The 20,045-nt window shown below is 66.1% G+C and carries 9 protein-coding genes and 1 pseudogene; 8 read left to right on the forward strand and 2 right to left on the reverse strand.

All coding sequences use genetic code 11. The features are described from left to right. The first annotated feature begins 5 nt into the window (after positions 1-5). From B9C43_RS36545 to B9C43_RS36575, 7 genes and pseudogenes are all read left to right on the forward strand, one after another. On the forward strand, positions 6-5,345 hold the full coding sequence (locus tag B9C43_RS36545; protein WP_200825859.1) for a type I polyketide synthase: 5,340 nt from the start codon (positions 6-8) through the stop codon (positions 5,343-5,345). Positions 5,346-5,475: 130 nt separating this feature from the next. Continuing rightward, a pseudogene (locus B9C43_RS36550) lies at positions 5,476-10,599 on the forward strand (type I polyketide synthase); the annotation flags it as partial. A gap of 22 nt (positions 10,600-10,621) precedes the next feature. Next, the gene (locus tag B9C43_RS36555; protein ID WP_033389065.1) at positions 10,622-11,359 is read left to right on the forward strand and encodes an arylamine N-acetyltransferase family protein; all 738 of its coding nucleotides are present in this window, start codon (positions 10,622-10,624) and stop codon (positions 11,357-11,359) included. Between the two features lie 5 nt (positions 11,360-11,364). Further along, positions 11,365-12,738 (forward strand): crotonyl-CoA carboxylase/reductase, encoded by a 1,374-nt coding sequence (gene ccrA, locus B9C43_RS36560; protein ID WP_200825860.1) that lies wholly within the window; start codon positions 11,365-11,367, stop codon positions 12,736-12,738. Between the two features lie 55 nt (positions 12,739-12,793). Next, positions 12,794-13,423 (forward strand): malonic semialdehyde reductase, encoded by a 630-nt coding sequence (locus tag B9C43_RS36565; protein WP_033389063.1) that lies wholly within the window; start codon positions 12,794-12,796, stop codon positions 13,421-13,423. Between the two features lie 17 nt (positions 13,424-13,440). Then, positions 13,441-14,973 carry an FAD-binding oxidoreductase gene (locus B9C43_RS36570; RefSeq protein WP_200825861.1) on the forward strand — a complete coding sequence of 511 codons (1,533 nt, stop codon included), beginning with the start codon at positions 13,441-13,443 and terminating at the stop codon, positions 14,971-14,973. Between the two features lie 65 nt (positions 14,974-15,038). Then, a complete protein-coding gene (locus B9C43_RS36575; protein WP_084431359.1) occupies positions 15,039-15,377 on the forward strand; it encodes a YciI family protein in 339 nt (112 codons plus the stop codon). Between the two features lie 45 nt (positions 15,378-15,422). Here B9C43_RS36575 and B9C43_RS36580 read toward each other — a convergent pair whose 3' ends face one another. Further along, a complete protein-coding gene (locus B9C43_RS36580; protein WP_200825862.1) occupies positions 15,423-18,200 on the reverse strand; it encodes a helix-turn-helix transcriptional regulator in 2,778 nt (925 codons plus the stop codon). Between the two features lie 138 nt (positions 18,201-18,338). On the opposite strand from B9C43_RS36580, the gene B9C43_RS36585 reads away from it, so the two are divergent. Then, positions 18,339-19,199, forward strand: a complete 861-nt coding sequence (locus B9C43_RS36585; protein WP_143446853.1) for a shikimate dehydrogenase family protein — start codon at positions 18,339-18,341, stop codon at positions 19,197-19,199. Here B9C43_RS36585 and B9C43_RS36590 read toward each other — a convergent pair. Beyond that, positions 19,158-20,045, reverse strand: coding sequence for an ROK family protein (locus tag B9C43_RS36590; protein WP_084431361.1), 888 nt, complete (start codon positions 20,043-20,045; stop codon positions 19,158-19,160). The genes B9C43_RS36585 and B9C43_RS36590 overlap by 42 nt on opposite strands.

Consider the following 20,045-nt stretch of genomic DNA (forward strand, 5'->3'; position numbering starts at 1 on the left):
GGCGCGTGACAGACAACGTGGTGCACGACAACGAGACGCTCGTCCGGTACCTCAAGCGGGTGACGGCCGATCTGCATCATGCCCGCGGCCGGATCGCCGAACTGCAGAGCACCGAGCCGATCGCGATCGTGGGAATGGCCTGCCGGTTTCCCGGGGGAGTGGCTTCACCGGAGGACTTGTGGCGGTTGGTGGTGTCCGGCGGTGACGCCGTCTCGGGCTTCCCGGTGAACCGGGGCTGGGATGTGGAGGGTCTGTACCATCCCGATCCCGATCACGCGGGCACGACGTACACCCGTGAAGGCGGGTTCCTGCACGACGTGGGGGATTTCGACGCCGGGTTCTTCGGGATCTCGCCGCGTGAGGCGTTGGCGATGGATCCGCAGCAGCGGTTGATGCTGGAGATCTCGTGGGAGGCGCTGGAACGCGCGGGAATCGATCCTGATTGCCTGCGCGGCAAGAACATCGGTGTGTTCACCGGTGCCACGGCAAGCGACTACGCCATCGGCAGTCCGAGTGTCCCGGAAGGTGTCGAAGGGTTCCTGATGACAGGGGCCCTCGGCGGCGTCCTGTCTGGCCGGGTGTCGTACTTCCTTGGCCTGGAAGGGCCTGCGGTCACTGTCGACACCGCGTGCTCGTCCGCGCTCGTCGCCTTGCACCTTGCGGCGCAGTCGGTTCGGTCGGGCGAGTCGTCGCTGGCGCTCGCGGGTGGCGTGACGGTGCTGGCTGGAGGGAGCGCGTTCGTTGGATTCTCCCGTCAGCGAGGTCTGGCCCCGGATGGAAGGTGCAAGGCGTTCGGTGCCGCTGCCGACGGTACCGGATTCGCCGAGGGTGCGGGCGTTCTGGTGGTTGAGCGGTTGTCGGACGCGATCCGCAACAAGCGCAGGATCTGGGGAGTCATCCGGGGTTCGGCGGTGAATCAGGATGGTGCGTCTAATGGACTGACCGCGCCGAGTGGTCCGTCGCAGCAGCGGGTGATTCGTTCCGCACTGGCAGACGCGGATCTTTCAGCATCCGACGTGGACGTTGTGGAGGCGCACGGTACCGGGACGACGCTGGGTGATCCGATTGAGGCGCAGGCGTTGCTGGCGACGTATGGGCAGGACCGGGATCTGCCGTTGTGGCTTGGGTCGGTGAAGTCGAACATTGGTCATACGCAGGCTGCTGCTGGTGTTGCGGGTGTTATCAAGATGGTGATGGCGATGCGCAATGGCGTGATGCCGAAGACATTGCACGTCGACGAGCCGACACAGCAGGTCGACTGGTCCGCGGGTGCGGTGGAGTTGTTGACCGAGGCCAAGGATTGGCTTTCGCTGGATCGGCCGCGCCGGGCCGGTGTGTCGGCGTTCGGTGCGAGTGGCACCAACGTACACGTGATCGTGGAGCAGCCTCCGGAACCGGTGACCGGTGAGCACAAGCCGGGTGTCCTGAATGAACTGGTGCCGCTGCTGGTTTCGGCGCGGGACAAGAATGCTCTCGCTGATCAAGCCAGGCGGCTGGCCACTGTCCTCGCTGAACACCACCAGCTCGACCTCGTGGAGGTCGCGAGGTCGTTGGTGGGGACGCGAGCAGCGTTGGCTGACCGTGCGGTGGTGCTCGCGGCCGATCGAGCTGAGGCCGTTGCCGGACTGGAAGCGTTGAGCCAGAGGAGTTCCACGCCTGCGACGGCCACAGGGTCGGTCAGTGACGGGTCCATGGCCATCCTGTTTTCTGGTCAGGGTAGTCAGCGGGTGGGGATGGCTCGTGGGTTGTATGAGCGGTTCCCGGTGTTCCGTAAGGCCTTTGATGAGGTTTGCGGTTTGCTGGATGCGCAGTTGGCTGGTTTTGTGGATGAGCGAGTCGCTGATGTTGTCTTTGGGTCTGATGTGGTGGATCAGACGGTGTTCGCTCAGGCTGGGTTGTTCGCGGTTGAGCTGTCGTTGTTCCGGCTTGTGGAGTCGTGGGGTGTTGTCGCGGATTTTGTGGGTGGTCATTCGATTGGTGAGGTGACGGCGGCGTGTGTGGCGGGTGTGTTGTCGGTTGAGGACGCGGCGGTGTTGGTGGCAGCGCGTGGTCGATTGATGCAGGCGTTGCCGTCGGGTGGGGCGATGGTGTCGGTTGCCGCGCCGGAGTCGGTGGTGTCGTCGTACCGGGTGGATGTCGCGGCGGTGAATGGTCCTGAGTCGGTGGTGGTCTCCGGGGCTGAGGATGTCGTGTTGGGTGTGGCGGAGAAGTTGTCGGCGGAGGGTGTCAAGACGCGACGGCTTAACGTGTCGCACGCCTTCCATTCGAGCCTGATGGAACCGATGCTGGACGAGTTCCGCGCTGTGCTGGAAAAACTCGAGTTCAAGTCACCGAAGATCGCGATGGTGTCAAATGTGACCGGTAGGATCGCGGATCCGGATCTGGTGACCTCGCCGGAGTATTGGGTTGATCATGTTCGGCGGACAGTGCGTTTCGCGGATGGCGTGTCGGCGTTGCGTGCGGCGGATGTGACGACGTTCTTGGAGCTGGGGCCGGATGGTGTGTTGTCCGGGATGGGTGCGGAGGTCGCGGAGGACGCCGTGTTCATTCCGGCGTTGCGTAAAGAGGTTGATGATGTCCGTGCCTTGATACTGGCGGTCGGGCGGTTGTACACGCGGGGAATGACGGTCGATTGGACCGGGCTGCTTGGTGAGAGCGCCGACCTGCCGGTGGAATTGCCGACATATGCGTTCCAGCGGCAGACGTACTGGCTGGACCCGGCAAAGTCCACAGCGGATGCGAACGGCCTTGGGCTTGCTGTGGCGGACCACCCGTTGCTCGGCGCGATCGCCGAGGTCCCAGGTTCGGGCCAGATGCTGTTCACCGGGCGGCTGTCGCTGAAAACACAGCCATGGCTCGGCGATCACGCGGCCGGGGGAGTGGTGTTGCTGGCGGGTACCGCTTTCATCGAGCTGGCCCTGCGGGCCGGGGACGAGGTCGGCTGCGGATCGTTGGCGGAGCTGGTGATCGAGGCCCCGCTGGTGCTGCCGCACGAGGCGGCCGTGCAGATACGGGTCGAAGTGGGAACTGCCGACGACTCGATGCAACGATCGGTGCACGTGTATTCACGCCCCGCCGACGCCGGGACCGAGTGGACCCGGCACGTGTCAGGCCGTCTTGTCGCTGGACTGCAACCGGCTGCTTTCGATTTGACGCAATGGCCACCGGCCGGAGCTGTCCCGGTCGAGGATGCCGCGGAGCAGGCGTACAACAGTCTGGCGGGAACGGGATACGGCTACGGCCCGGCGTTTCGCGGGCTGCGGGCGGTGTGGACTCGCGGCGACGAACTCTTCGCCGAGGTGGTTCTTCCCGAGGAAGCCGGTGGTGTCGAAGGGTTCGGGTTGCATCCGGCGTTGCTGGATGCCGCTTTCCACGCCGCGCCCTTCCGTCCGGGCCAGGAAGGGCAGCTCGTGCTGCCGTTCGCATGGCGGGACGTTCAGCTGTACGCCACTGGCGCCACCGCGCTGCGCGTACACCTGGCACCGGCTGGGCAGGACATGGTTAGCGTACGGCTGACTGACAGCATGGGAACGCCGGTGGCGAGTGTGGGGTCGGTTGTGGTGCGGCCGGTGTCGCCAGGCGATCTCGCAGTAGAGAACGACTGGCTGCGCGACGCCCTGTTCCGCTTGGAGTGGACGGAATTCACGCTGCCGGACACGCCGACTCACGCGGTCACAGTGGTGTCCACTGTCGACGAGTTGACGGCGGCCGGTGATGGCGCGATGACTGTGCAGCGAGACGCCGTGGGCGCGCTGGAAATGGTGCAGGGCTGGCTGGCCGCGTCACCCGATGGCCGTCTTGTCGTGGTCACGCCACGACTCGATGACCCGGCTGCCGCAGGAGTCTGGGGTCTGGTGCGATCGGCGCAGCTGGAACATCCGGACCGGTTCGTGCTGCTGGCCATCGACGACATCGACAACGCTGCAGCCGTGGTGCCTGGTGTGCTGGCTTCCGGGGAACCGCAGGTGGCCGTCAACGCGGGCATGGCGTCGATCCCTCGTGTGGTGCGCGCCGCACCGGATCATGAAGTGCGCCTGGACCCGGCAGGTACCGTGTTGATCACAGGCGGCACCGGGGCCCTTGGCGGGCTGGTGGCCAGGCACTTGGTCGAGCAGCACAAGATCAAGAGCCTGATCTTGGCCAGCCGCAGGGGCATTGACGCACCTGGCGCGGCGGAGCTCGCCGAACTCGACGCGCACGTTCAGATCGTGTCCTGTGACATCACCGACCGTGCCGCGGTCGCAAGGTTGCTGGCTCAGGTACCGCAAGACGCCCCGCTGACGGCGGTCGTGCACACAGCGGGCGTGGTGGACGACGGCATCGTCACCGCGCTGACACCGGACCGGCTTGACGCGGTGTTCCAGCCGAAAGCCGACGCCGCTGTCATTCTCGACGAACTCACTCGTGACCTCGACTTGGCGGCGTTCGTGCTGTTTTCTTCGGCAGCGGGCACGTTCGGCAACCCTGGTCAGGGCAACTATGCCGCTGCCAACGCCTTCCTGGACGCGCTGGCCCAACGACGGCACGCCGAGGGCTTCCCCGCCACGTCACTGGCGTGGGGCGGATGGCAGCAGAGCAGCGAGATGACCGCGCATCTGACCGAGGGCGACCTGAAACGGATCAGTCGTGGCGGCGTCGCCACACTGACCGCGCAGGAGGGCCTTGAACTGTTCGACTGTGGCCTTGCCAGCACCGAACCCGTGCTCATCACGGCGAAGATGGACTTCGCCGCATTGCGCGAACAAGCGGCGAGCACGCCGGTCCATCCGTTGCTACGAGGGCTGGTCCGCCCTGCCCGCCGGATCGCCCGGCAGGAGTCCGCACGCGGACCGAGTCTGGCCGAACGACTGGGTGGACTGCCCGCCGCCCAGCGCGACAACGCCCTGCTTGACGTGGTCCGGCACGAGGTCGCGGCCACCATCGGACATTCATCGGCCACCCAGGTCGACCCGGATCGGGGGTTCAACGAGCTCGGCTTCGACTCGCTGCTGGCCGTCGAACTGCGTAACCGGCTCTCGGATCTGGTGGAACAGCGCCTGCAGGCCACGCTGATCTTCGACCACCCCACGCCACGCGCGCTGACCCGGTTCCTGTCAGCCGAGCTGTTCACCGACGCCGCCGGCCCGGCCGAATTCGCGGGACGGGAAGAGGAGATCCGCCGCGTACTGGCCGCGACGCCGATGGCGCGGTTCGAGGAGCTGGGAATCATGGACGCGTTGCTGAGTCTGGCAGCACACGCGCCCGCGCAACCGGCCGAGCAGGCCAAACCGGACGAGACGCCGCTGATCGCGGAAATGGACGTCGACGACCTTGTCGCACGGGCCATGCGTAAGGCCCGTAAGTAAAACCGCCACTGGAGGGAAGAGCGGCATGAGCAGTTCGACCAGCACGGTCGTCGAGGCGCTGCGTGCTTCATTGATCGAGAACGAGCGGCTGGAGAACGAGAACGCCCAGTTGCGGGACCAACTCACCAGCCCAGTGGCGATTGTCGGGATGGCGTGCCGCTTCCCTGGCGGTGTCACGTCGCCGGAGGATCTGTGGGAACTGGTGTCCACCGGCACCGACGGCATCACGGAGTTCCCTGCCGACCGGGGCTGGGACGTGGACAAGCTGTACCACCCTGACCCGGACCACCCCGGTACGAGCTACGCCAAGGAAGGCGGGTTCCTCGTCGACTGCGGCGACTTCGACGCCGGGTTCTTCGGGATCTCGCCGCGTGAGGCGTTGGCGATGGATCCGCAGCAGCGGTTGATGCTCCAGATCTCGTGGGAAGCTCTGGAACGAGCGGGCATCGACCCGGCATCGTTGCGCGGCAAGGACGTCGGCGTGTTCACCGGCGAGATGTACCACGACTACGCGGTGGGATACACCGACAAGGACGGCAGCGCTCCGGATGGCGTTGCCGACTACCTGATGATCGGCGGCGCGGGAAGTGTGCTGTCCGGCCGGGTCTCGTACTTCCTCGGCCTGGAAGGGCCTGCGGCCACAGTGGACACCGCGTGTTCGTCCTCACTCGTCACACTGCACTGGGCGGTGCAGTCGCTGCGCTCCGGTGAATGCTCGATGGCTCTTGCTGGTGGGGTCACGGTGATGGCGGGTGCCGACGCTTTCGTCGCGTTCTCCCGTCAGCGAGGTCTCGCGCCGGACGGCCGGTGCAAGTCCTTCTCAGCCTCGGCCAACGGCACCGGATGGGCCGAGGGCGCGGGCGTCCTGGTACTGGAACGACTGTCGGACGCGATCCGCAACAAGCGCAGGATCTGGGGAGTCATCCGGGGTTCGGCGGTGAATCAGGATGGTGCGTCGAACGGCCTCACCGCGCCGAACGGTCCGTCACAGCAACGGGTTATCCGTCGCGCGCTGGCTGACGCGGGCATCACCGCGTCCGGTGTGGACGTTGTGGAGGCGCACGGTACCGGTACCACGCTGGGCGATCCGATTGAGGCGCAGGCGTTGCTGGCTGCGTACGGGCAGAATCGGGATCGTCCGCTGGCGTTGGGTTCAGTGAAGTCGAACATTGGTCATACGCAGGCTGCTGCTGGTGTCGCAGGTGTGATCAAGATGGTGATGGCGATGCGCAACGGTGTGATGCCGAAGACATTGCACGTCGATGAGCCGTCGCGGCAGGTGGATTGGTCCGCGGGTGCGGTGGAGTTATTGACCGAGGCCAAGGATTGGCCTTCGCTGGATCGTCCACGGCGGGCTGGGGTGTCCGGCTTCGGGGTCAGCGGCACCAACGCGCACGTGATCGTGGAGCAGGCGCCGGATCCGGTGCCAGGGCATGAGACCTCCGGTGTACTGGACACGGTGGTGCCGTTGTTGATCTCGGGGCGCGGCCAGGCTGCCGTGGCCGATCAAGCAACGCGGCTGGCGAACTTCCTGACCGAAAACTCCACTGTGGACTTGCTTGAGGTCGGCCGGGCGTTGGTCAGGACCCGCGGGCTGCTGCCGGAACGTGCGGCGGTGATCGCGGCGAACCGGGATGAGGCACTCACCGGCTTGGCCGCGTTGGCAGCGGGCCGATCCACGGTCAACACAGCGACCGACAGCAAACTGGCCGTTCTGTTCACCGGTCAGGGTAGTCAGCGCGTGGGGATGGCTCGTGGGTTGCATGAACGGTTCCCGGTTTTTCAAAAAGCTTTTGATGACGTTTGTGGGTTGTTGGATGCCCAGCTGGCCGGGTTTGTGGATCAGCCGGTTGCGGATGTCGTCTTCGGGTTTGATGTGCTGGATCAGACGGTGTTCGCTCAGGCTGGGTTATTTGCGGTGGAGTTGTCGTTGTTCCGGCTTGTCGAGTCATGGGGCGTGGGTGCGGATTTTGTTGGCGGGCATTCGATTGGTGAGGTGACCGCGGCGTGTGTGGCGGGTGTGTTGTCGGTCGAGGACGCGGCGGTGCTGGTGGCAGCGCGTGGTCGGTTGATGCAGGCGTTGCCGCCGGGTGGGGCGATGGTGTCGGTTGCCGCGCCGGAGTCGGTGGTGTCGTCGTATCCGGTGGATGTCGCGGCCGTCAACGGCCCGTCGTCGGTGGTGATTTCGGGCCCGGAACGGGATGTGCTTGACGCGGCGGAGAAGTTGTCGGCGGAGGGTGTCAAGACGCGTCGGTTGAACGTGTCGCACGCCTTCCATTCGAGCTTGATGGAGCCGATGCTGGACGAGTTCCGCGCTGTGCTGGACAAGCTGGACTTCAAGTCACCGACGATCGCCTTGGTGTCGAATGTGACCGGTGAGATCGCCGACCCGGATCTGGTGACCTCACCCGGTTACTGGGTTGATCATGTTCGGCGGACAGTGCGTTTCGCTGATGGTGTGTCGGCATTGCATGCGGCGGGAGTGTCGACGTTCTTCGAGCTGGGGCCGGATGGTGTGTTGTCCGGGATGGGTGCGGAGGTCGCGGAGGACGCTGTGTTCGTTCCCGCCTTGCGCAAGGACAACGACGACATTCGAGCATTCGTGACCGCCATGGCCAGGCTGCACACCGGTGGTACGTTCGTTGACTGGCACACGGTCCTCGGCGAGAGCGCTGGACTGCCGGTGGAGTTGCCGACCTACGCCTTCCAGCAACAGCGGTATTGGCTGGAGTCCGGCAAGGGATCGACCGGTGACCCCGCCGACCTCGGGCTGTCCAAAGTGGAGCACTCGATGCTCGGGGCGGTCACCGAAGTTCCCAGTACGGGACAGGTGCTGTTCACCTCACGGTGGTCACGGTGGACGCACCCCTGGTTGACCGACCACGGCGTCGGCGATGTGACCCTGGTTCCGGGCGCGGCCTTCGTGGAACTCGTCGCCAGAGCCGGTGACGAGGTCGGTTGCGGGCTGCTGGCCGAACTGATCATGGAGTCCCCGTTGGTGCTGCCTGCGGACGGCAGTGTGCAGATCCAAGTCAGCGTCGGAACCGCCGACGACTTCGGGCACCGGCCGGTCCAGGTGTACTCCCGGCATGCCGACGCAGGCCCTGGCGTGGAATGGAACAGGCACGTGTCCGGACGCCTGGCACCCGACGCGAGCAGCCCGGACTTCGAGCTGATGCATTGGCCACCGCACGGTGCGGCGCCCATCGACGACGCCCCGAAGTACGCGTACGCGGACCTGGCCGAAGCCAACTACCGATATGGCGCCGCGTTCCAGGGACTGCGTGCAGTCTGGACGCGCGGTGACGACGTGTACGCCGAGGTCACGCTCCCTGAAGAGGCGGGCAGCGCGGACGGCTACGGAATCCACCCGGCACTGTTGGACGCGGCGTTGCACGCTGCGGTCTTCCGGCCGGACACCGGGCAGGAACCCAGGCTGGCACTGCCATTCGCGTGGAACGACGTGCGGCTGTATGCCAACGGCGCCACGACGGTCCGCGTACACCTCACCCCGCGAGGACCCGACGGAATCGGGCTGCGCGTGGCCGACGTGTCCGGTGCCCCCGTGCTGTCGGTGGAGGCGCTGATCTCCCGGACGGTGTCCCCACAGCAGTTGAGCGCCGGCCTGGGCGTGGCGCAGGACCAGCTGTTCCGGGTGGTCTGGGAACCGACCACGGTCAAACAGCGTGGCGCTGAGCTCTTCGCAGTTCCTGTCGCCACTGCTGAGGACGTCCGAGCCCTCGTCGAGTCAGGGGACAGCCCCGAAGTGTTGTTGCTCGACGTGGTCGGCGACGACCCGGCAGGCCCGGACGAGGTGCGGGCACTCGCCGAGCGCGTCCTGGAAGTGGTCCAGGCGTGGCAGGGAGAACTTGCCATGCAGGACACCAGGCTGCTCGCGGTGACGCACGGCGCGGTCGCGGTCCAAGACGTCGACGAGATCACCGACCTGGCTGCCGCGGCGGTCAACGGCCTGCTGCGATCGGCCCACGCCGAGAACCCAGGCCGGATGTTGTTGATCGACACGGACGACACCGACGAGTCACTGCGGGTGCTGCCCGACGTGCTGGCGACTCGTGAGCCGCAGGTAGCGCTGCGGTCCGGCGTGATGTCCGTGCCGCGGCTCGTCCGGACGGTCCCGACAGGACAGGGACGACAACTGGATCAGGCGGGCACCGTGCTGATCACCGGTGGTACGGGCGCGTTGGGCGCGATGCTGGCGCGGCATTTGGTCACAGCGCACGGGATCAAGAGCTTGACTCTGGTCAGCCGCCGTGGCCCGGACGCGCCGGGTGCTGCGAAACTGACGGCGGAGCTGACAGAACTCGGCGCGCGCGTCCAGATCGTGGCCGCTGACATCGCCGATCGCGCAGCCGTTGCTGGCGTACTGGCCGGAGTGCCATCGGACGCTCCGCTGACCGCGATCGTGCACACGGCGGGCGTGCTTGACGATGGCGTGCTGACCGCGATGACACCGGAGCGGCTCGACACCGTGTTCCGCCCCAAGGTGGACGCGGCGATCGCGTTGCACGAGTTGACCAAGGACATCGACCTAGCCGCGTTCGTGTTGTACTCCTCCGCGGCGGGCACAATGGGCAACCCGGGACAGGCCAACTACGCGGCCGCCAACGCCTTCCTCGACGCACTCGCCCAGCACCGCCGAGCCCTCGGACTGACGGGCACGTCACTGGCGTGGGGATGGTGGGGCGACAGCTCGGAGATCGCCGACCACCTCGACGAGACCGACCTCAAGCGGATCGACCGGCTCGGCATCCTGTCGCTCAGCGAACAGGAAGGCAACGAACTGTTCGACGCCTCGCTGCGGTCCGGTGAAGCGGTGCTCACCCCGGCGAAGTTCGACTTCGCCGCGATGCAGGCGCTGGCCGACGAAGGACATGTGCCCGCGCTGTTGCGTGGCCTTCTGCGGGTCAGCAGGCGGTCGGTCGGCGACGGCGTGACCAAGGCGAGCAAGCTGGCCGAACAACTGGCAGGCGCATCCCCCGCGGAGCGCGAGCGGATCCTGCTCGACCTCGTCGGCCAGGAAGCGTCGGGCATCCTCGGCCACGACAGCGCCGACGAGTTCGGCCCCGACACAGTCCTGTTCGAGGTCGGATACGACTCGCTGACCGCCGTCGAACTGCGCAACCGGCTGTCGTTGCTCACCGGGCTGCGACTGCCGCCCTCGTTCGCGTTCGACCACCCCACAGTGCAACTGATCGTCGAGCAGCTGCTCGAACTCCTCGGCGCGGCCGGCTGACGCAGGAACGGAGACACGGACAGTGTTCGACAAGGACAAGTACCTGGAGATCATCGGCTGCCCCGGCGCCGACGGCGCGACAGTGGCCACGCTGCGCCAGATCCACCGCAGCCACCAGTTGAAACTGCACTACGACAACGGTTACGTGCAGACCACCGACTTCCACAACTTCGACCTGGACGAGTTGTTCGACACGGTGGTGGCAGGCGGCCGCGGTGGCATCTGCACCGACCTGAACTTCCTGTTCCACCGGCTGCTCATCGAGCTGGGCTTCCAGGTGCGGCTGCTGGGTGCCGGCATCCTGTTGCCCGGTGGAAACTGGGGCTCCGACGTCGAACACGCGGTGCTCGGCGTGCGGATAGACGGCACGGAGTGGCTCGCCGACGTCGGGCACGGCGGGGTGTCCATTATGGACCCAGTGCCGTTCACCGGTGAGCCCGACGTACAGGCGGGAATCGGCTTCAGGCTGATTCGCCAGGGCGGATACCACGTTCTGCAGTACCAGACGCACGACAAGCCGTGGCGCATCGCGTACCGGCTGACCACTCAGGAGCGCGACACCTCGGAGTGGGGCGTGCTGTCGGAGCTCAACACGATCCACGAGGACGTGTTGGTCCGCCGCAGGCGCTGCGTGGTCGACAACGGCCAGGTGATGCTCACCGCCAACTTGATGGTGAGCATCGTCGACGGCAAGGAAGAACCTCGCCTCATCCGGGACGAGGCGGAACTGCAGAAGATCGTCAGCGACTACTGGGGATGACCGACATGACCAACGTCAACCACATGCCCATGACCGAAGCCTTGCTGTCGGGGGCGTCACCGGAGGTGCTCGCGAGCACTCCACTGCCCACCGAGTACACAGCCGCGCACTTACGGGTCGAGGACGAGAACATCTTCGGCGACGAGACCGACCGCGACGTGCGCCGCACCCTGCACGTCGGTCAGGTCCCGATGCCTGAGCTGGCCCCGGACGAAGTGCTTGTCGCGGTCATGGCCAGCTCGATCAACTACAACACCGTCTGGTCGGCCACTTTCCTGCCGCTGTCGACGTTCGGCTTCCTCAAGGCCACCGCCCGCCGTGGCGGCTGGGACACCCGGCACGACCAGCCGTTCCACGTACTCGGTTCGGATGCGGCCGGGCAGATCGTCCGGGTCGGCTCCGGGGTACGGCGTTGGCAGGTCGGTGACCACGTCATGGTCAGCGCCGCGTGCGTCGACGACCAGGAGCCCGCCGCGCAGGCCGACGGCATGCTCAGCGAGTACCAGCTCGCGTGGGGCTTCGAGACGAACTACGGCGGCCTGGCGCACTACACGGTGGTCCGGGCGAGCCAGCTCATTCCCAAGCCAGGACACCTGACTTGGGAGGAGGCCGCGACCGTGCCCGCGTGCGCGGGAACGGCGTACCGGATGCTCGTCAGCGACCGTGGCGCGCGGATGAAGCAGGGTGACGTGGTGCTCATCTGGGGCGCCTCCGGCGGCCTCGGTGCGTACGCGGTGCAGATGGTGAAGAACGGCGGCGGGATCGCGGTCGGTGTCGTCGGCTCGGCGGAGAAGATGGCCGCTGCCCGAGCTCTGGGCTGTGACCTGGTGATCAACCGCGACGAGATCGGCATCGGCAGCGCGGGCGCCGACCCGGACCAGGTCATCGCCCAGGGCAAACGGCTGGGAAAGCTGATCCGCCAAGGTGTCGGTGAGGACCCGCACATCGTCTTCGACCACGTGGGACGGGCGACGTTCGGCATCTCGTTGTTCGTGGTCCGCAGGGGTGGTTCGGTCGTCACCTGCGGGTCCAGCACCGGCTACCAGCACCAGTTCGACAACCGCTACCTGTGGATGCGGCTCAAGCGGATCGTCGGCAGCCACGTCGCCAACCTGCAGGAGCAGGTGGAGTGCGCGCGGCTGTTCACCCTCGGCCAGGTCATGCCGGCGTTGTCCGCGCTCTACCCGCTCGAACAGGTCGGCGAGGCGACCAGATTGGTCCAGCTCAACGAGCACATCGGTAAGGTCGGTGTGCTCTGCATGGCGCCGGAACCTGGTCTCGGCGTGACAGATCCAGGGCTGCGCGCGCGGATCGGCGAAGAAGCCCTCAACCCGTTGCGTGCGTTCGCCCCGGCCCCCGTGCTCGCCGGACAGCGATGACGCGTCCGTTCGCAGAAGACCAATCGGCACAACCGAAACAGAAAGTGAAGTGATCATGTCCGGAGACACCGCGTCTCTCCCTGACCTGCAGCACGTGTACGCCTTGTCCCCGGAGGCGCAGAAGTTGCTTTTCACCGAAGCGCACACCACGTACAAGTTCACCGACGAGCCGGTGTCCGACGATCAGCTGCGGGCGATCTACGAGCTGCTGAAGTGGGCACCGACCGGCAGCAACGTCAGCCCGCTGCGGATCCTGTTCGTGCGTAGCCCGGAAGGCAAGCAACGCCTGCTGCCGCACCTGACCCCGCCGAACAAGCCGCAGAGCGACTCCGCGCCGGTCGTGGCGGTCCTGGCGAGGGACACCGAATACACCGAGCACGTGCCGATGCTGTACCCGATCGTTCCCGGCCTGCGCGAGGCGTACGACGCCCGGCCTGAGCTTCGTGACGACCACGGCATCTTCAACGCCACATTGCAGGCCGCGTACTTCGTGCTCGCCGTGCGCTCGGTCGGGCTGGACGCCGGCCCGATGAAGGGCTTCAACCCGCAGGGCATCGACGAGGAGTTCTTCCCGACGGGCCGGTGGAAGTCGATTCTCGTGGTCAATCTCGGCAAGGCCGCCGAGGACGGGTGGCGGGAGCGCGACGCACGCCTTGATTTCGAACAGGTTGTTGATTTCGCGTGACAGGAAACCGGACAGAGATGACTTTTTCAGCGCAGGGCGCGCCACCACCCGTGGTGGAGATCAAACCGGACGACCGCCGTTACGCCGACTTGCAGATGCGCGGGTACAACCGCAGGTTCGTCGGTACTCCCGACAGCGTGTACCTGGTCAGCGATACGCAGCAGGTGGTCGATGTCGTGAACCAGGCTGTGCGGGACGGCAAACGAATCGCCGTGCGCAGTGGCGGCCACTGTGCCGAAGGCCTGATCGACGACCCCGCTGTCGAGGCCGTCATCGATCTGTCCATGATGGACGGAGTCGGCTACGACGCGGACATGCGGGCGTTCGTGGTGCAGGGCGGTGTCAAGCTCGGCAGGCTGTACGAGGTGCTTGACATGGGCTGGGGTGTCACGCTGCCGGGCGGCAGCTGCCCAGGGGTAGGTGTCGGCGGGCACGTGACCGGCGGCGGCAACGGCGTGCTTTCCCGGCAATACGGGACAATCTCGGACTACTTGTATGCCATCGAGATCGTCGTGGTCGACGCCGACGGCAAGGCGAATGTCGTCGTGGCGACGAGGGAGCAGGACGACGAGCACCGCGATCTGTGGTGGGCGCACGCCGGTGGTGGCGGCGGCAACTTCGGGATCGTCACGCGGTTCTGGTTCCGTGATCCCGCCGCCCGCGGCGACGACCCCGCGTCCATCCTGCCCCCGAGCCCGACCGCGTATACCCAGGTCACGGCGGTCTGGCAGTGGGACGCGCTCGACGAGTCGCTGTTCGCCTTGCTCGTCAAGAACTTCATGAGCTGGAGCGAGCGCAATGCGGCTCCCGGCTTGCCGACAGCGGTTGTGCACGGGGAGATGGCGGCGCTGCGCAAGGAGGGTGGGGCGGTCATGCTGATGGGCTGGCTCGATCCTTCGGCCGAGGGCAGCGGTGACCTGCTGGAGGCCTATCTGGCTGAGGTGACCGATGGCTTGCCGGAGCCCATGATGATTCGGCAGGAGAACGAACCTTGGCTGTACCGCGTGCTGAACATCCCCGACGAGGCGGCGGCGGTCGGCCTGGACGCCGCACGGTTGCGCACCAAGATCAAGTCGGCGTACCTGCGGGCCCCGCTTGACGACGACCAGGTCAGCACGCTGCACCGGCATCTCACACAGCCGGGGTACGAGCACCATGCTGCCGGTGTCATGCTCGCGACCTGGGGCGGGCGGATCAACGAGGTTGGGCCGACGCAGACGGCGATCACGCAGCGGGACTCGATCGTGCTGATGTCCTTCATCAGTTCCTGGAACGAATCGGCCGACGATGACAAGCATCTCGCTTGGGTCAGGGCGTTCTACGCGGATGTCTTCTCGGCCACCGGAGGCGTTCCGGTTTCCAATGACCAGACCGCGGGTTGTTACATAAACTGGCCGGACACCGACATTTCGGACCCTCGGTTCAACAAGTCGGGTGTGCACTGGTCAGCCCTGTTCTACGGGGACAACTACACGAAACTCCAGAAGGTCAAATCACGGTGGGATCCGAACGGGATATTCCGGCACGCATTGTCCATCGAGGGAATCTGACCTGAGTATCTGAAAAATCGCCGTGCTGGTACGGTTGCCCGGCACGGCGATTCAGGGGAGTTTCGATGTTCGAGCACACCTTCATGATCACGGTCTACGAGCGGTCCGTGCCGCACACCACGGCCGACGTGGCGCCGGAGATCCTGGAAGCCCACATGCGATTGCCGGCGTTGGTCGAGCAGGCCGGGGCGAAGATCCTCTACGGCAGCTCGGCCCGGTCGGCGATAACTGCCAAATCGATTCGCGGCAACGAGGTGGCGGACGGCCCCTTCAACGAAAGCGCGGCGTCGCTGGCCGGCTTCTTCGTCATCGAGGCCGACGACATCAACCACGCGGTCGAAATCGGCAAGCTCGTGCCGGTTGTCGACGGCGGTGTCGAGGTAAGGCCAGTCATCACTCAGTGATCGCGGTGCGAGGCAACCGCCGGTGGCCCGGCGGCTGCCGGTCGTTCACGACACCATCGGCAGCTCGCAGGCCAGGTCCTGGCGCCGCTTGAGGTTGAGCTTGCGGAAGACCCTCGTCAGATGCTGTTCCACGGTGCTGGCCGTGATGAACAGCTGGGCAGCGATCTCCTGATTGGTGTAGCCCGCGGCGGCAAGCGTCGCGACTTGCATTTCCCGTTCGGACAACGTCGCCAGTGCCTTGAGATTCTTACGGGTTGTGGCCGCGGACGTGTCGTCAACGTGCTCCGGTGCGATTTCACGGCTCAATGCCTCAGCCCCGCACGCTTTCGCCGTATGCCAAGCCCGGCGAGAGATCCGCCGCGCGTTGCGGTGGTCCCCGACATCCCGCAACGCACTGCTCAGGTCGGTCAACGCGGTGGCCAGTTCGAACCTGTCGCCGCATTCCTCGATCAGTTCGACTGCCTCCTCGAGCAGGCGAGCCCGTTGCGCGCTGCCACTGGTTGCGGCGAGTACGCACAGGGCAAGTCCTCGCAGGCGTGAACTGCCCGGCGGGATCTTGCTGAGCTGATCCCGGGCGAACTGCTTGGCCTGGGTGTGGTTGTCCAGACGCAGCCACGCCGTCGCCGCGCCGATCCGCCACGGCACCAGGCCGGCGCCATGGGCGGCCCACATCTTCGTCAACTCACCGCAGGACAAGAAGTCGGCCAATGCCGACTTGACGTGCCCTGCCGCCAGCCGGTAGTGGCCACGTGCGTAGAGATAGTGCAAGCCGTACCGGCTTTCCAGCATCTTTTCCGGAAACGGCAATGCGACGTACTTCGCCGCCAGGTCGAGTTGCCCCGTCCGGACTGCCGCGAGAATGAGACAGCCCAAGGGAAGCCCGAGCGCCGCGCCCCAGCCGCGCGGCGACACGATGGTCATGGCTGCCTCAGCCTTGCTGAGGGCGCTGGTCAAGTCCCCTTCCCGCAGCGCGATCTCGGCACTGACCGCCGTGAGCAAGGCGTTGCGCGTTGGCGTGTCGCGACCCGTCGAGTCGGTGAGCAGCCGGTCGCACCAACTCGTCGCCAGGTCCAGTTTGTCGGTATATGCCAGGCAAAGCAGGGCCAGCACGACCGCCTCGCCACTCCACAGCGACACGGTGTCGGGCGGGACCGTCTCCAGTACTTTCTCGGCCTGGGCGGCGATGTTGCCCGAGTGACCGCGGACAAGGTCGTTGGCCAGGCTTGCCGCAGTCAGCCACGGGTTGGGCTGAGGGATCTCCGCAGGCGTCTTCACGCCAAGGCCGACAGGTTTGCGAGCCCTGGCATAAGCCGGATAAAGACACGTCAGCCAGGTCGAGATGCCCTGGATGTCTTCGGCGCCGAACCCCTGAGCCTTCTGCGCGCGGCGCTCCAGCTCGTCGAGCAGCATCGTCATCGAGCCGATGTCGCCGCGCCAGGACAGCTGCAAGATCGTTTCGACGAGGTCGCGTGGATCGAGATCATCAGGGGGAACCCGCGCCATCAGCGGGTCGAGATACCGGTCGGCCGACAACGGGTCCAGCTGCCACGCGGCCCGGCTCAACCCGGCGAGGGCGGCCGCCTTCGCCGGACCGTCGGCATCGGTTTGCCGGGCGAGTTCGAAGTAGTCGACCGCTGCGCGCACGCGATTGGTCGCCAACGCGTCTTCCGCCGCGGCCAGTAACTCCTTGCACGCCCACGGGCGGTCTGCCTGTCCCGCAGCCACCAGTTGTTGTGCGACGGCGGCCGCGGGTGCGCCATGGGTGTGCAGCAGTTCCGCGGCTCGCAACCGGAGGTGGTCCCGCTCGGCTTTCGACATGTCGCCGACGATGTCGGCCGCCGCCGCGGGATGCCGGAACGCGGCCCCACGCAACAGTCCGGCTGCGTTGAGCCAGTGCAGTTCGCCGCTGGTCCGCCATTCCTCGACACCTGCCAGCCACGCGAGGTCGGTGAGCGAGGCGCCGGAGCCCAGTACGGCCAGCGCCCGGACGATCGCGAGGGTTTCCGGGTCGCTGTTGACCAGACAACTGAACAACGCCCGGCTGTAGCCGTGCGGATACTGGCCTATTCCGGACAGGTGGTCCCTGATCAAGTTGTTCAGCACCAGCGGATTTCCGCCGCTGACATCGGCGAAGTCGGCCGCGAGCCTGCGTGCCTCGTGCTCGCCGAGCTGGCAGGCGATCAGATCGGTGACGCCAGTGAGGGACAACATGTCCAGCGTGAGCCGGGTGGCATGGGGCTGGTTGAGCAGTTCGGAACAATGCGGCGAATTGGTCAGATCGCGCCCGGCATCGTGTGTCAGCACCACGAGCACACGCGCCTGCTGTAATCGCGCCACAAGGTATGACAGACAGCGCAACGACGGCTCGTCGACGTAGTGCAGATTGTCGATACCGATCACGATCTGGTGGTCCTCGGCCAGATCCACCAGCGCCAGCAGGATTTCACGCAAGTCGGCGACGGAGTCGTGGCTGAGCGTGCTGTCCGTGCTGTCCATGTCGGAGGCGCGGGCCATCATCGCGGTGAGCCTGTCGTTCAGGCTGACGCGTAGCGGCTGTGGCAGCCGCGTGGTTTGACCGAGTTGTGCCAATACGTCCAAAGGCACACTCTGGTCGCGCCGAGAAGCTGTTGCTCTCAGCACTGTCGTCGACGCACCCTCGACGGCCTCCAGAAAACCGTGCAACAGCGCGCTTTTGCCGCTGCCGACAGGTCCCTCGACGATCGCCACTCGGCTCCGCGCAAGGGATGCGTCAGCTAACAGCCGGTCAAGGGACGCGAAAACCGCGTCCCGCTCGGTCAGGACAGTATTCAGTTCCCCCAGCACAGATCCCCCAACCTCTGCTGCTGTATCCCTCGCGATTCGCTGGTGCGGTACGCAAGGCGTTCGACCCGAATACTACCTGCCGCGTGTGGGCCGGCCGTGAACAAGACGTTTCACGAACCTGCGCGTAGCATCGCGCCGGTGACAGGGCGTGCTGAGGTCAACCCGTTGCCTGCGACCGACATCAGCGGTACTACCAGGCTCTATGCCGTACTCGGTGATCCAGTCGCACAGGTGCGGGCGCCCGCGCTGCTCAACTCGTTGTTCACCTGTTTGGGTGTTGACGCTGTCCTGGTACCTGTCCATGTGCAGCCTTGTCACCTCGGCGAAGTCGTCCGAGGACTGCAGCGCGTGGGCAACCTGGACGGGATGCTCGTCACTGTTCCGCACAAGATCGAAGCCAGAGCCTTCGCTGACGCGGTCAGCCCGGCCGTCACGTTGTCGGGCAGTACGAACGCGTTGCGCCGTGAACCAGACGGCCGATGGTTCGCTGACAACTTCGACGGTGCCGGGTTCGTCCTTGGCTTGCGCGCCAACGGGTTTGATCCGGCAGGAAAGCGGGTTTCCTTGGTCGGCGCGGGTGGCGCAGGTGGTGCCATCGCGGCCGCGCTGCTGGAAGCGGGCGTCGACCACCTCGCGGTCTGCGACCGTGACGAGGTCATACTCGCCGCATTGGGGTCTCGCATGCACGCTGCGTATCCGAATCGTGTGTCTCTCGGTACGCAACCACGGCTTGCCGCAATGGATTTAGTGGTGAACGCGACACCGCTTGGGTTACGGGCCGACGATGCACTGCCCTTGGACGTAATGGCTCTTTCAGCCGGCACAGTCGTCGCCGACATCATCATGAAGCCGCGCGAGACCGCCTTGTTGCGTGCGGCGGCAGCGCGAGGTCATGTCGTGCACCACGGCGAGCACATGTTGACTCACCAACTCGATCTGTACCGCGAGTTCTTCCGGCTAGACGAGGCCGCGCGCAGCCAGAACGGCGCCGTGCAATGACGAATCGCTGCCCAGCCGGGCGGACAAGACCGGTGCCACCGGGTGTCCAGGCCGGCTCAGCGCGGCCGCGGCCGACGCGACGTGGTCGACAAAACCGGGGATGCCGGTAGCGAACCCGCCGCCGATGACGATCGCTGACGGCCGCACCAACTCGCCAACACCAGTCAGCGCGGTCGCCAACGCCGCACTGGCCGGCCTGATCGCTTCGACAGCCCAGTCTGCTCGGCCAGCGAATCCGTCGGCGAGCGCGGCGAATGTCACCTCGGTCCGGCGTAGTCTTGTTGCCCTGCGCAAGATGGCTGGGCCGGAGGCGATCGCCTGTACGCAGCCGCGTCGGCCGCAATCGCAGACTTCACCGGCCAAATCGACGATCAGGTGGCCGAGTTCGCACGACCCGCGGCGCCCACCGACAGACCGGCCATTCAGGACAATTCCACCACCGATGCCCGTGCCGACTCCGGCATAGACCACATCGGTCAGGCCCATGGTGTGGGCTTCGGCCGCCGCGGCCAGATCACCGTCGTCGGCCCAAGATGCAGTGACGGCCGGGAACAGCTTGTCCAACACCGCTTTCAGGTCGAGCCCAAGCCAGGTCGGCCTGTTCGGCCACGCGATGACCCGGCCGTCCGGGCCGAGCGTGGCCGGCATGGCTACACCGACTCCGGCGAGCGGGTCGATCCGGTCGATCCGGGCGCGAAGATCCTCGACGTGATCGCGAAGGCGGCGAATGTCGTCGTCGGCCGTGTCGTCGGACCGCCACGTGAACGCTGACTCCGCGATGGTCGCGCTGTCGGTTTCGGCTCGCATGGCGACCTTGGTGCCGCCGATGTCAATGCCCAGGTACAT

The sequence above is a fragment of the Kibdelosporangium aridum genome (assembly GCF_900176515.1).
Classification (GTDB): domain Bacteria; phylum Actinomycetota; class Actinomycetes; order Mycobacteriales; family Pseudonocardiaceae; genus Kibdelosporangium; species Kibdelosporangium aridum.